Origin of the sequence: Janthinobacterium lividum (assembly GCF_011601275.1) — a bacterium.
Classification (GTDB): domain Bacteria; phylum Pseudomonadota; class Gammaproteobacteria; order Burkholderiales; family Burkholderiaceae_D; genus Janthinobacterium; species Janthinobacterium lividum_E.
The window spans coordinates 169,050-182,387 of the sequence record NZ_JAAOLY010000003.1; the positions used below are offsets into that span (position 1 = coordinate 169,050).

Annotated in this window: 11 protein-coding genes; 8 read left to right on the top strand and 3 right to left on the bottom strand. The window is 64.0% G+C overall.

Annotated features, from left to right (window positions below):
- The first annotated feature begins 4 nt into the window (after positions 1 to 4).
- Entirely contained in the window at positions 5 to 910 is a 906-nt protein-coding gene (locus tag GYK42_RS06100; RefSeq protein ID WP_166446748.1) for a LysR family transcriptional regulator, read from the top strand.
- Here the strand turns inward: GYK42_RS06100 and GYK42_RS06105 are convergent.
- Together GYK42_RS06105 and GYK42_RS06110 are read right to left on the bottom strand one after the other, a co-directional pair.
- Entirely contained in the window at positions 897 to 2,354 is a 1,458-nt protein-coding gene (locus GYK42_RS06105; protein ID WP_166446749.1) for an MFS transporter, read from the bottom strand. The genes GYK42_RS06100 and GYK42_RS06105 overlap by 14 nt on opposite strands.
- A gap of 127 nt (positions 2,355 to 2,481) precedes the next feature.
- On the bottom strand, positions 2,482 to 3,339 hold the full coding sequence (locus GYK42_RS06110) for an MBL fold metallo-hydrolase (RefSeq protein WP_166446750.1): 858 nt from the start codon (positions 3,337 to 3,339) through the stop codon (positions 2,482 to 2,484).
- A gap of 175 nt (positions 3,340 to 3,514) precedes the next feature.
- Between GYK42_RS06110 and GYK42_RS06115 the strand changes: the two genes are divergently transcribed.
- The 7 genes from GYK42_RS06115 (at position 3,515) to GYK42_RS06145 (ending at position 12,512) form a co-directional block, all read left to right on the top strand.
- Positions 3,515 to 3,751 (top strand): hypothetical protein, encoded by a 237-nt coding sequence (locus GYK42_RS06115; protein WP_070257673.1) that lies wholly within the window; start codon positions 3,515 to 3,517, stop codon positions 3,749 to 3,751.
- 123 nt (positions 3,752 to 3,874) lie between these two features.
- Positions 3,875 to 4,123, top strand: coding sequence for a hypothetical protein (locus GYK42_RS06120; RefSeq protein ID WP_034751890.1), 249 nt, complete (start codon positions 3,875 to 3,877; stop codon positions 4,121 to 4,123).
- A 373-nt stretch (positions 4,124 to 4,496) separates the two neighbouring features.
- A complete protein-coding gene (gene prpB / locus GYK42_RS06125) occupies positions 4,497 to 5,384 on the top strand; it encodes a methylisocitrate lyase (RefSeq protein ID WP_166446751.1) in 888 nt (295 codons plus the stop codon).
- Between the two features lie 67 nt (positions 5,385 to 5,451).
- The gene (prpC, locus tag GYK42_RS06130) at positions 5,452 to 6,606 is read left to right on the top strand and encodes a bifunctional 2-methylcitrate synthase/citrate synthase (RefSeq protein ID WP_166446752.1); all 1,155 of its coding nucleotides are present in this window, start codon (positions 5,452 to 5,454) and stop codon (positions 6,604 to 6,606) included.
- 11 nt (positions 6,607 to 6,617) lie between these two features.
- Positions 6,618 to 9,212: a Fe/S-dependent 2-methylisocitrate dehydratase AcnD gene (gene acnD / locus GYK42_RS06135; RefSeq protein WP_166446929.1), complete on the top strand. Its 2,595-nt coding sequence runs from the start codon at positions 6,618 to 6,620 to the stop codon at positions 9,210 to 9,212.
- A 120-nt stretch (positions 9,213 to 9,332) separates the two neighbouring features.
- The gene (gene prpF / locus GYK42_RS06140; protein ID WP_166446753.1) at positions 9,333 to 10,523 is read left to right on the top strand and encodes a 2-methylaconitate cis-trans isomerase PrpF; all 1,191 of its coding nucleotides are present in this window, start codon (positions 9,333 to 9,335) and stop codon (positions 10,521 to 10,523) included.
- Between the two features lie 102 nt (positions 10,524 to 10,625).
- The gene (locus tag GYK42_RS06145; protein WP_166446754.1) at positions 10,626 to 12,512 is read left to right on the top strand and encodes a propionate--CoA ligase; all 1,887 of its coding nucleotides are present in this window, start codon (positions 10,626 to 10,628) and stop codon (positions 12,510 to 12,512) included.
- 43 nt (positions 12,513 to 12,555) lie between these two features.
- Here the strand turns inward: GYK42_RS06145 and GYK42_RS06150 are convergent, their stop codons facing one another.
- Positions 12,556 to 13,269 carry a S24 family peptidase gene (locus tag GYK42_RS06150; RefSeq protein WP_166446755.1) on the bottom strand — a complete coding sequence of 238 codons (714 nt, stop codon included), beginning with the start codon at positions 13,267 to 13,269 and terminating at the stop codon, positions 12,556 to 12,558.
- Positions 13,270 to 13,338 lie beyond the last annotated feature (69 nt).

Sequence of the window (13,338 nt, forward strand, 5' to 3'; positions counted from 1 at the left end):
GCCAATGTCGCTACCAGACCTGAACCTGTTGATCACGCTCGACGTCCTGCTGGCCGAAGGCAGCGTCACGCGCGCGGCGCGGCGCTTGCGTTTGAGTCCATCGGCGATGAGCCGCGCCCTGGCGCGGCTGCGCGAGACGACGGGCGATCCGTTGCTGGTGCGCGCCGGGCGTGAGCTGGTGCCCACGCCGCGCGCGCTGGAGTTGCGCGAACGAGTGGGCCCCCTGTTGGGCGAGGTGCTGGCTGTGCTGGGGCCGGCGCAGGCATTGGACCCGCGCCAGCTGGCGCAAACGTTCACGCTGCGTTCGAGCGACGGCTTCGTGGAAAATTTCGGTCCTGCGCTGCTCGCGCATATCGGCGCGCAGGCGCCTGGCGTGCGTCTGCGTTTCGTGCAAAAGCCCGACCGGGAAAGCGTGCAGCTGCGCGAGGGCAGCATCGACCTGGAAACGGGCGTGATCGGCAGTCTCACCAGCCCGGAAGTGCGCACGCGCAGGCTGTTCGGCGACCGTTTCGTGGGCGTCGTGCGCAGCGGCCATCCGCTGGCGCAAGGCGAGATCAGCGCCGAGCGCTATGCGGCCGGCCAGCATGTGCTGGTGGCGCGGCGCGACCAGGATACGGGGCCGATGGACGACGCGCTGGCCGCGCTGGGATTGCAGCGCACGATCGCCAGCATCGTCGGCGGCTTTACGGCGGCGCTGGCGCTGGCCGCCGGCTCCGACCTGATCGCCACCGTACCAGAACGGCATACGGGCAATCTGTGCGCCGGCATGTTCACGTTTGCGCTGCCGCTGCGCATGCCCGAGCTGACCGTGTCGTTGATGTGGCATCCGCGCATGGATGCCGACCCCGCCCACCGCTGGCTGCGCGGCTGCGTGGTCGACGCCTGCGCGAGCCAGATCAACGGGGGCTGATGCCTGCGCGTGCATCATTCGGGTTTCCAGCCCTGCCGAGGGAGCGGCCGAGCATGAAAATCGCCAGCGCCGCCAGAATGAGCGCGCTGGCCACGCCAAAGGTGGCATGCATGCCGACGATCGTGGCCGCTGGCCGGGCGCTGGCGATATCCCCAGCGCCGGCAGCGAAGACGGCGCCCATCACGGAGGCGCCCGTGACGAGCCCCAGATTGCGCGACAGATTGAGCATGCCGGAAATGACACCGCGCTGGTCGGGGGCGATGCCGCCCATCACGGCCGTATTGTTGGCCGCCTGGAACAGCGCGTAGCTGGCCGTCAGCAGCATGATGGGTGCGGCGTAGCCGACAATGCCCAGGCTGGGGGGCAAGAGGGCCAGCGGCAGGCAGGCGGTGGCCGCGCCGCACAGGCCCGCGCCGCCCATGCGTTGCGCGCCATAGCGGTCCACCAGCCAGCCGGACGGCACGCCGCAGAACGCCGCCACCAGCGGCCCCGCCGCCAGCACCATGCCGGTGACGGCCGCGCCCAGGCCCAGGCCGCGCGCCAGGTAGAAGGGACCGACCACCAGGGTGGACATCATGACCGTCGACACCAGCATGCTGGTCGCCAGGCCCGCGCTGAGTAAGGGCGCGCGCAGCATGGCGAGGCGTATCAGCGGCGCCGGCGCCTTCAGTTCGACGCGGACGAACAGGATGGCCCCCACGCAGGCGGCCAGCAGCAGCCCCACGTTGCGCGCGCCGAAATCGCCGCGGCCCAGGGTCATGGCCAGCGCATAGGCGACCAGGGTCAGCGCCAGCAGCACGGTGCCGCGGTGGTCGAAGACGGGCCGTTTGGCGTGCGCGCCGCGCTGGTCCGCCGGCAGGTAGCGCCAGGCCAGCAGCAGCGCCACGCCGGCCAGCGGCACGTTGACGAGGAAAATGGCTTGCCAGCCGAAGCGCGCGATCAGCAGGCCGCCCAGCGCGGGGCCCAGCGTGGTGCCGACGGCGGACATGGTGCCGAGCAGGCCCATGGCGCTGCCCGTCCTGGCCTTGGGCACGGTGCTGCCGACAAAGGCCATGGTCAGCGCCATCATGATGGAAGCGCCCAGGCCCTGCAGGGCGCGCGCGGCGACCAGCAGCCACAAGGTGGGCGCCAGCGCGCACAGGATGGAGGCGACGGCAAACAGCGCGATGCCGGCCAGCAGCAGGCGGCGCCTGCCGACCATGTCGCCCAGGCGGCCAACGCTGACGATCAGGGCCGTGATGGCCAGCAGATAAGACAGCACGATCCATTGCACATCCTGGAACGGCGCATGCAGGGCCGTGGCCATGTCGGGCAAGCCCACGTTGGCGATGCTGGTGCCCAGCGCCGGCAGCAGCATGGCCAGCGACAGGCTGGCAAGCGCGCCGCGCACGGGTAGCGTGATGGCCTGCTGCTCGGGTGGGGCGGATTTTGAAGGTGTATGCATGGCGTGGCGGATCCTCGAATAGGGTCACCACATGGTACTGAGGGATATGGCATGGCGGAAGACGCAGCATTTGCATTGTGTTGTTGCGTCTGACGCCATGCGAGCGGAAAGGAACTACATCGCCAGGCTAGATCGCATTGAGCGGTATCTTCAGGTAGCGCACGCCGTTGTCTTCCGGCTCGGGCAGCTTGCCCGCGTTGATGTTGACCTGGATGGCGGGCAGGATCAGTGTCGGCATGTCGAGGGTGGCGTCGCGGCTGGTGCGCATGGCCACGAATTGTGCTTCCGTGATGCCGTCGCGCAGGTGGATGTTGCTGGCCCGTTGTTCCGCCACCGTCACTTCCCAGCGCGCCTCGCGGCCGTTGGGCGGGTAGTCGTGGCACATGAACAGCCGCGTCTGCGGCGGCAGCGACAGCAAGCGCTGCGCGGAGCGGTACAGCAGGGCAGCGGAGCCGCCGGGGAAGTCGCAGCGGGCCGAGCCGACATCCGGCATGAACAGGGTGTCGCCGACAAACACGGCGTCGCCGATCTGGTACGCCAGGTCGGCCGGCGTGTGGCCGGGCACGTGCAGGGCGCGCACTTCCAGCTTGCCGATGTGAAAGACCTGGTCGGGCGCGAACAGCTGGTCGAACTGCGAGCCGTCGGCCCTGGCGTCATCCTGGTGGTAGACGGCCGCGAACGCCTGCTGCACCGTCTGGATGGCGGCGCCGATGGCCACGTCGCCGCCCAGCTGCTGCTGCAGGTAGGGCGCGGCGGACAGGTGGTCGGCGTGCGCGTGGGTTTCCAGCAGCCAGCGGCATTGCAAGCCGTGTTCGCGCACGAAGGCGATCACCTTGTCGGCCGAAGCGGTCGAAGTGCGGGCCGCCTTCGGATCGTAGTCGAGTACGGAATCGATGATGGCGCAGTCGTGCCCATCGGCCTCATACACGACATAGGTGACGGTGGCGGTGGCGGGGTCGAAGAAAGCTTGGATTTGTGGAGTCATCACGGCGGCAGGGGGCGGCAGGGAATAACATTATATCGTCAGAGTTCGTCCAAAAAATGTTGAAAATTAACATTTAACATGCGAAAAACAGATAAGCGAGCGAGCCAGGCGCGCGACTACCGTGCGCACCCTGTGTCTTGCCGCGTGCTAACCTCATTCTTCCAAGGAGGATTTCATGAACGATATCACTGCACGCAGCGAACAGTACCGCGGTTTTACGATTTCCGTGACCCCGCAAAAGGATAACGACGACTTATGGGATTTTACCTACCGTCTGCAGCGCGAAGGCGAGCCGGAAGCACAGGCGATCACGCGCAGCCGCACCCTGGGCGGTTATGCGGCGCCCGAGACGGCTTGCACGGCCGGCCTGGAAGTGGCCCGCACGGAAGTGGATAACCTGCTGCGCCCTTGAGCCAGCGTAAATCGTTTAGCCCGAAAGTCAGCCTGACTACGGCCGGCGCGTGAAACACGTCGCTGCCGGTCGCGCTTCATGCTACGATTTCCATTATTGAGTCAGTCGCCAAGGAGGCACCCCATGAATAGCAGTTCCAAAATTCACTATAAAGGCTGGGAAATCGTTCCCCTGGCCGTGCCCACCACCGATGGCAAATGGTCGGCCAGTTGCGACATCGAGCGCGCCACGGCGGAAGGCCTGGAAGTATTCGAAGGCTCGACCATGCAATTCGTGCGCGACGACGAGGAGGGCGCCATTGCCGCCGCCTGCGAAGAAGCCGTGCGCCAGATCGACAACATCATCGCCAATCCGCTGGTGCGGCTGGCCTAGTTTGCCCTTGCAGTTTGTTCTCCCAGCATCACTTGTCTTACTCTCAGCCGGCGCCCGCCGGCTGTTTTTATTGTGCGCCTTGCCAGCCCGGGCTTTTATTGCGCGTCTGCCCATGCGTTGCATGTTTCAACAAGTGTTTCAAAAATGCGTTGCATGCAACAATAATGAAACATTTTTATGCCAAACGTGACATCGCTGTTCCCTGGCGGGACAGCCCTGCAGCAGCGCCAGTTGGTGCTCCCACCCCTGTTTTCACTCTGTCGCCAGGTGTTTTTCGCCACGCCGAGACGGCCTGGCACGGCATTTGCAATATCCATGTTCATAGCCACTCCGTGAAACATTCGGGGCCATCCGAAACCCATAAGGTGAACACATGACTCAATACTCCGCAGGTGCCGCATTCCGCAAGGCTGTCCAGGAAGAATCCCCGTTGCAAGTCGTCGGCGCCATCAACGCCAACCACGCCTTGCTGGCCAAGCGCGCCGGTTATAAAGCCATCTACCTGTCCGGCGGCGGTGTCGCGGCCGGCTCGCTGGGCTTGCCCGACCTGGGTATTTCCAGCCTGGACGACGTGCTGACCGATATCCGCCGCATCACCGACGTGTGCGACCTGCCGCTGCTGGTCGACGCCGACACGGGCTTCGGTTCCTCCGCCTTCAACGTGGCGCGCACAGTCAAATCGATGATCAAGTTCGGCGCCGCCGGCCTGCACATCGAAGACCAGGTGGGCGCCAAGCGCTGCGGCCATCGTCCAGGCAAGGAAATCGTCAGCAAGGAAGAAATGGTCGACCGCATCAAGGCGGCCGTCGATGCGCGCACGGACCCGAACTTCGTCATCATGGCGCGCACCGATGCGCTGGCCGTCGATGGCCTGGAAGCGGCCCTGGAACGCGCCGTCGCCTGCGTCGAGGCGGGCGCCGACATGATCTTCCCGGAAGCCATCACGGACCTGGACATGTACGCCACCTTCGCCAAGGCCGTCAATGTGCCAATTTTGGCCAACATCACGGAATTCGGTTCCACGCCGCTATTCACCCTGGACGAACTGCGCAGCGCCCACGTGGGCCTGGCCTTGTATCCATTGTCGGCCTTCCGCGCCATGAACAAAGCGGCCGAAAACGTCTACCAGGCGCTGCGCCGCGACGGCACGCAAAAGAATGTCGTCGACACCATGCAGACGCGCATGGAACTGTATGAATCGATCAATTACCACGAATTCGAGCAAAAGCTCGATGCGCTGTTCGCCGCGCAAAAGAAATAAACAGAAGCAGGGGCCGCATGCCGGTCCCGCAGTGACGCACCCGAGACTATTTAATCTGGAGAACACAATGACCGCACCGCAAGCCGCCACTTTCAAGCCTAAAAAATCCGTCGCCCTGTCCGGCGTCACCGCCGGCAATACGGCGCTGTGCTCGGTCGGCAAGACCGGCAACGATTTGCACTACCGCGGCTATGACATCCTGGACGTGGCCGACAGCTGCGAGTTCGAGGAAATCGCCTACCTGCTGGTGCACGGCAAGCTGCCCACTTCCGCGGAACTGAAAGGCTACAAGGCCAAGCTGAAGTCCTTGCGCGGCTTGCCGTCGGCCGTGAAGCTGGCGCTCGAAGCGCTGCCCGCCGCCGCCCATCCGATGGATGTGATGCGCACGGGCGTGTCCGTGCTGGGCTGTACCTTGCCGGAAAAAGATGACCATAACGCGCCGGGCGCGCGCGACATCGCCGACCGCCTGATGGCGTCGTTCGGCTCCATGCTGCTGTACTGGTACCACTACAGCCATAACGGCAAGCGCATCGAAGTGGAAACGGACGACGACTCGATCGGCGGCCACTTCCTGCACCTGCTGCACGGCGAAAAACCTTCGGCGTCGTGGGAAAAAGCCATGCACACCTCGCTGATCCTGTACGCGGAGCACGAATTCAACGCGTCGACCTTCACCAGCCGCGTCATCGCCGGCACGGGGTCGGACATCCACTCGGCCATCACGGGCGCCATCGGCGCGCTGCGCGGCCCGAAACACGGCGGCGCCAACGAAGTGGCGCTGGAGATCCAGAAACGCTACGACAACCCTGACGAAGCGGAAGCGGATATCCGCGAGCGCGTGGCCAACAAGGAAGTGGTGATCGGCTTCGGCCACCCCGTCTACACGATCTCCGACCCGCGCAACGTCGTCATCAAGGAAGTGGCCCGTTCGCTGTCGCTGGAAGCCGGTTCCACGAAAATGTTCGACATCGCCGAGCGCCTGGAAACGGTCATGTGGGAAATCAAGAACATGTTCCCGAACCTGGACTGGTTCTCGGCCGTGTCCTACCACATGATGGGCGTGCCGACGGCGATGTTCACGCCGCTGTTCGTCATCTCGCGCACCTCGGGCTGGGCCGCCCACATCATCGAGCAGCGCATCGACAACAAGATCATCCGCCCGAGCGCCAACTATGTCGGCCCGGAAGACCTGGAATTCGTGCCGATCAAGGACCGCAAATAATGAGCACCAACATGAATACGCTGTACCGCAAACCCCTGCCGGGCACAGGGCTGGACTACTTCGACACGCGCGCCGCCGTCGATGCCATCGCCCCCGGCGCCTACGCCACCTTGCCCTACACCTCGCGCGTGCTGGCCGAAAACCTCGTGCGCCGCTGCGACCCGGCCACCCTGGACGCTTCGCTGGGCCAGTTCATCGAGCGCCGCCGCGACCTCGATTTCCCGTGGTTCCCCGCGCGCGTCGTCTGCCATGACATCCTGGGCCAGACTGCCCTGGTCGACCTGGCCGGCTTGCGCGACGCCATCGCGGCTCAGGGCGGCGACCCGGCCCTGGTCAACCCGGTGGTCCCGACGCAACTGGTGGTCGACCATTCGCTGGCCGTCGAATGCGGCGGTTTCGATCCCGACGCCTTCGCCAAGAACCGCGCCATCGAAGACCGTCGCAACGAAGACCGTTTCGACTTCATCGACTGGACCAAGAAAGCCTTTAAAAACGTCGACGTGATCCCGCCAGGGAACGGCATCCTGCACCAGATCAACCTCGAGCGCATGTCGCCCGTGATCCAGGTACAGGACGGCGTGGCCTATCCCGACACCCTGGTCGGCACGGATTCGCACACGCCCATGGTTGACGCGCTGGGCGTGATCGCCATTGGCGTGGGTGGCCTGGAAGCGGAAAGCGTGATGCTGGGCCGCGCCTCGTGGATGCGTTTGCCAGACATCATCGGCGTCAAGCTGACGGGTAAGCCACAGCCGGGCATCACGGCCACGGATACGGTGCTGGCGCTGACGGAATTCCTGCGCAAGCAAAAGGTCGTCTCGTCCTACCTGGAATTCTTCGGCGAGGGTGCTGCCCACCTGACCCTGGGCGACCGCGCCACGATTTCCAATATGGCGCCGGAATTTGGCGCCACGGCCGCCATGTTCTACATCGACGCGCAAACCATCAAGTATCTGAAATTGACGGGCCGCGACGACGAACTGGTAAAACTGGTGGAGCTGTACGCCAAAGAGACGGGCCTGTGGGCCGACAGCTTGGTGGACGCGCAGTACGAGCGCGTCCTGAACTTCGACCTGTCGTCGGTCGTGCGCAATATCGCCGGGCCATCGAATCCGCACAACCGCGTGCCGACCTCGGAACTGGCGGCGCGCGGGATATCCGGCGTGGTGGAGAACGAACCGGGCAAGATGCCCGACGGCGCCGTCATCATCGCGGCCATTACCAGCTGCACCAATACGAACAACCCGCGCAACATGATCGCGGCCGGCCTGATCGCGCGCAATGCGAACCGCCTGGGCCTGACGCGCAAACCGTGGGTGAAATCGTCGCTGGCGCCAGGCTCGAAAACCGTGGAGCTGTATCTGCAGGAAGCGGGCCTGATGCCGGAGCTCGAAACATTGGGCTTCGGCGTCGTGGCTTTCGCCTGCACCTCGTGCAACGGCATGTCGGGCGCGCTCGACCCCGTGATCCAGGATGAAGTGGTGTCGCGCGACCTGTACGCCACGGCTGTCCTGTCGGGCAACCGCAACTTCGATGGCCGCATCCACCCGTACGCGAAACAGGCTTTCCTCGCCTCGCCGCCACTGGTGGTGGCGTATGCGATCGCCGGCACCATCCGCTTCGATATCGAAAAGGATGTGCTGGGGATTGATGCGGACGGCAAGCCGATTTTGCTCAAGGATATCTGGCCATCGGACGAGGAAATCGACGCCATCGTCGCTTCCAGCGTCAAGCCGGAGCAGTTCCGCAAGGTGTACATTCCGATGTTTGCCGCGCAGGCGGACGACGGCATCAAGGTCAGCCCCCTGTACGACTGGCGTCCGCAGACGACATATATCCGCCGTCCGCCGTACTGGGAAGGCGCGCTGGCTGGCGCGCGCCCATTGAAAGGCATGCGTCCGCTGGCTGTGTTGGGCGACAACATCACCACCGACCATCTGTCGCCATCGAACGCCATCATGCTCGATAGCGCGGCTGGCGAATACCTGGCGAAGATGGGCTTGCCCGAAGAAGATTTCAATTCCTACGCCACGCACCGGGGCGACCATCTGACAGCGCAGCGCGCCACGTTTGCCAATCCGACCCTGAAAAACGAGATGGTCATCGAGGACGGTAAAGTGAAGGCGGGTTCGCTCACGCGCATCGAACCGGAAGGCACCATCTCGCGCATGTGGGAAGCCATCGAGGTGTACATGGAGCGCAAGCAGCCATTGATCATCATCGCCGGCGCCGACTATGGCCAGGGTTCCTCGCGCGACTGGGCCGCCAAGGGCGTGCGCCTGGCCGGCGTGGAAGCCATCGTGGCCGAAGGCTTCGAGCGCATCCACCGCACCAACCTGGTGGGTATGGGCGTCTTGCCGCTGGAATTCCTCCCTGGCGTGAACCGCAAGAGCCTGGGTCTCGATGGCAGCGAAACCTATGACGTCGTAGGCGAGCGCACGCCGCGCTCCACCTTGACCCTCGTCTTCCACCGCAAGAATGGCGAAACGGTCGAAGTGCCCGTCACCTGCCGCCTCGATACGGCGGAAGAGGTGTCGATCTATGAGGCCGGCGGCGTGCTGCAACGGTTCGCGCAGGATTTCCTCGAGTCGTCCAAGGCGGCGTAACAGGTAGGTCGGATTAGCGCAGCGTAATCCGACGTTATTTGCCAAAAGACGCGCCAACAATGTGTCGGATTACGCGTGGCGATGTCCCGCTAATCCGACCTACCACTTTTCAGGAGTGACATGACCCACACCCCCCAAATCAAAATCCCCGCCACCTACATGCGCGGCGGCACCAGCAAGGGCGTGTTCTTCCGCCTGCAGGATTTGCCCGCCAGCGCCCAGGTGCCCGGTGCGGCGCGCGATGCCTTGTTGCTGCGCGTGATCGGCAGCCCCGACCCCTACGGCAAGCAGATCGACGGCATGGGCGGCGCCACGTCGAGCACCAGCAAGACGGTGATCCTGGCGAAAAGCAACAAGCCGGAGCACGACGTCGACTATCTGTTCGGCCAGGTTTCCATCGACAAGCCGTTTGTCGACTGGAGCGGAAACTGCGGCAACCTGTCGGCCGCCGTCGGCTCGTTTGCCATTGCCAGCGGGCTGGTGGACGCCGCCCGCGTGCCACAGAACGGCATCGCCACGGTGCGCATCTGGCAAGCCAATATCGGCAAGACCATCATCGCCCACGTGCCCATGACCAACGGCGAAGTGCAGGAAACGGGCGACTTCGAACTCGATGGCGTGACCTTTCCGGCCGCCGAAGTGAAGCTGGAATTTCTCGACCCGGCTGCGGAGGAAGAGGGGGGCGGTGGCGCCATGTTCCCGACTGGCAATCTTGTCGATGACCTCGACGTGCCCGGCGTCGGCGTATTGAAAGTCACCATGATCAACGCCGGCATCCCGACGATTTTTGTCGACGCGGACGCCATCGGCTACACGGGCACGGAACTGCAGGATGCCATCAATGGCGACCCGGCCGCGCTGGCCCGTTTCGAAACCATCCGCGCGCATGGCGCGCTGCGCATGGGTTTGATTTCCCACCTCGATGAAGCGGCGAAGCGCCAGCACACGCCGAAGGTGGCGTTTGTCGCCAGGCCGGTCAGCTACGTTTCGTCCAGCGGGAAAACGGTGGAAGCGGGCGATATCGACCTGCTGGTGCGCGCCCTCTCCATGGGCAAGCTGCACCACGCCATGATGGGCACGGCCGCTGTCGCCATCGGCACGGCGGCGGCCATTTCCGGCACCCTGGTCAACCTGGCGGCCGGCGGCGGCCCCCGCAACTCGGTGCGTTTCGGCCACCCGTCCGGCACCCTGGCGGTGGGCGCGGAAGCGGCGCTGGCCGATGGCGTCTGGAGCGTCACCAAGGCCATCATGAGCCGCAGCGCGCGCGTGCTGATGGAAGGAACGGTGCGCGTTCCCGGCGACGCGTTTTAATAAGAAATACGCAGCAAGATGGTACACAGGTGGTGTACATAAAGCGGCGGCCAGGCGAGTTCGCCCAAGCCCGATAGGGATTGCACGCATACCGGAGGAGACATGAATTTCGCAGCATTTTATCAACGCTCGATTGACACGCCTGATGCTTTTTGGCGCGAAGAAGCGGAAAAGATCGATTGGCATACGCCGTTTTCGCAAGTGCTCGATTATTCCCGCCCGCCGTTTGCCAAATGGTTCGTCGGCGGCACCACCAATTTGTGCCACAACGCCGTCGACCGCTGGGTCGACAGCCAGAGCGATGCCGCCGCGCTGATCGCTATTTCCACGGAAACGAACACGGAGCGCACTTACAGCTTTCGCGAGCTGCAGCGCGAAGTGGAGCGCTGCGCCGCCATCTTGCTGTCGCTGGGCGTGGCCAGGGGCGACCGCGTCCTGATCTATATGCCGATGATCGCCGAGGCTGCGTTTGCCATGCTCGCTTGCGCGCGCATCGGCGCCGTGCATTCCGTGGTGTTCGGCGGTTTTGCCGCCAACAGCCTGGCCAGCCGCATCGACGATGCACGGCCCAAGCTGGTGTTTTCCGCCGATGCCGGTTCGCGCAATGGCAAGGCAATCGCCTACAAGCCGCTGCTCGACGAAGCCATCCGCATCGCCGCGCACAAGCCGCAACAGGTGCTGCTGGTCGACCGCCATCTCGTGCCGATGGAGCTGACGGCGGGCCGCGACGTCGATTACGCCACCCTGCGCGAGCAGCACCTGGACGCGCAGGTGCCAGTCACCTGGCTTGAGTCGAACGAGCTGTCGTATGTGCTGTACACCTCGGGCACGACGGGCAAACCGAAGGGCGTGCAGCGCGACGTGGGCGGCTATGCGGTGGCGCTGGCGTCGTCGATGCAGTACACGTTTTGCGGCAAGCCCGGCGAAACCTTCTTTGCCACCTCGGATATAGGCTGGGTGGTGGGCCATTCCTACATCGTGTATGGCCCGCTGATCGCCGGCATGACCACTATTCTGTACGAGGGTTTGCCCATCTGCCCCGATGCGGGCATCTGGTGGAGCATCGTCGAGAAATACAAGGTCACGCGCATGTTCTCGGCGCCGACGGCCATCCGCGTGCTGCGCAAGCACCCGGTGGAACTGATGCGCAAATACGACCTGTCGTCATTGAAAGCACTGTACCTGGCGGGTGAACCGCTCGATGAAACCACGTCGCAGTGGATCGCTGACGAGCTGAAAGTGGACATCATTGACAATTACTGGCAGACGGAGACAGGCTGGCCTATCCTTTCGGTGGCAAAAGGCGTGGCTGATACGCCGACGCGCCTGGGCAGCCCCGGCCTGGCCATGTACGGCTACCAGGTCAAGCTGCTCAACGAAGCGACGGGCGAGGAGTGCGGCGCGAACGAGAAGGGCGTGCTGGTGCTGGAAGGCCCGCTGCCACCGGGCTGCATGCAGACGGTGTACGGTGACGACGCGCGCTTCATCGATACCTACTGGTCCACTTTCAACGACCGGCAAGTGTATTCCACGTTCGACTGGGGCGTGCGCGATGCGGACGGTTATTACTTCATCCTGGGCCGCACGGACGACGTGATCAACGTGGCCGGCCACCGCCTGGGCACGCGCGAAATCGAGGAAAGCATCACCAGTCATCCGAACGTATCGGAAGTGGCCGTGGTGGGCGTGGAGGACAAGCTCAAAGGCCAGGTGGCAATGGCTTTCGTGATCCTGAAGGACCCGCAAGGCTTCGACAGCGCTGAAGCGAAAGCGGTGCTGGAGTGCGAAGTGATGGCCGTCGTCGACCGCCAGCTGGGCGCCGTGGCGCGGCCCGCGCGCGTGCTGTTCGTGACGCAGCTGCCGAAGACGCGCTCGGGCAAGCTGCTGCGCCGTTCCATCCAGGCCATCTGCGAAGGACGCAGCCCGGGCGACCTGACGTCGATGGACGACCCGGCATCGCTGCAGCAGATTCAGGCAGCGCTGGCGTAGCGCCATGCTGCGAGCAAGGTTTATCAATCGATAAACTTTGCTTTCAAATCCGGTCGCTTTCCTTGCGTACGACCCTGCCCACGATCAGGCATTCATTACCGCGGCACAGCTTGCGGTGGTATTTGCGCTGGTCCGGGTTGTCCGACGTCAGCCACCATTCGCCGATATCGCGCGCCATGCGCTTGACCACCGGTTCGCCTTCGTAATTGATGGCAAACACGATGCCGTCAGCCGGCCGGTTGTCGGCCGTGTTGATGATTACCACGTCGTCCTCGTACAGGGCCGGCTCCATGCTCTCGCCCTTGACCTTGATCGCCACCAGTTTTTCAGGGTGGTAGCCATTGCGCTCGACCCAGCTGCGCGGCACGCTGATGGTGCTGCCGTCGTGCGTTTCCGGTTCGATGGCAAAACCCGTGATGCCGGCCGACAGCCGCAGTTTCACCTTGCGGATCGGGTAGAAGCGTTCATCCTCGCCATCTTCCACGACCACGGGCTGCGCACCGGCCAGCGCGCGCGCGGCGATGGCCGCCTGGTCGGGCGCCGCGCCCTGGTCGAAATACATGCTGTCCAGTTGCAGGTCCGCTTCCAGTTTGCGCGCGATCTTTTCACTGAAGGCGCGCCCTTCTCGGTAGGTGGGCGAGAGGATTTGCGAGATGCGCGCCTCGCTCCAGCCGCTGACGTCGGAAATTTTCTTGCGCGTGTTGTCGTAGTGCTCGCGGATCAGGGCCAGCAGGCGGTCGCGTCTGTATTGATACATATTCATCTCCACATTAAACCCGAAATTTACCGTTTGATAAATTACCAAATGCTTGACTTTAACATTAGC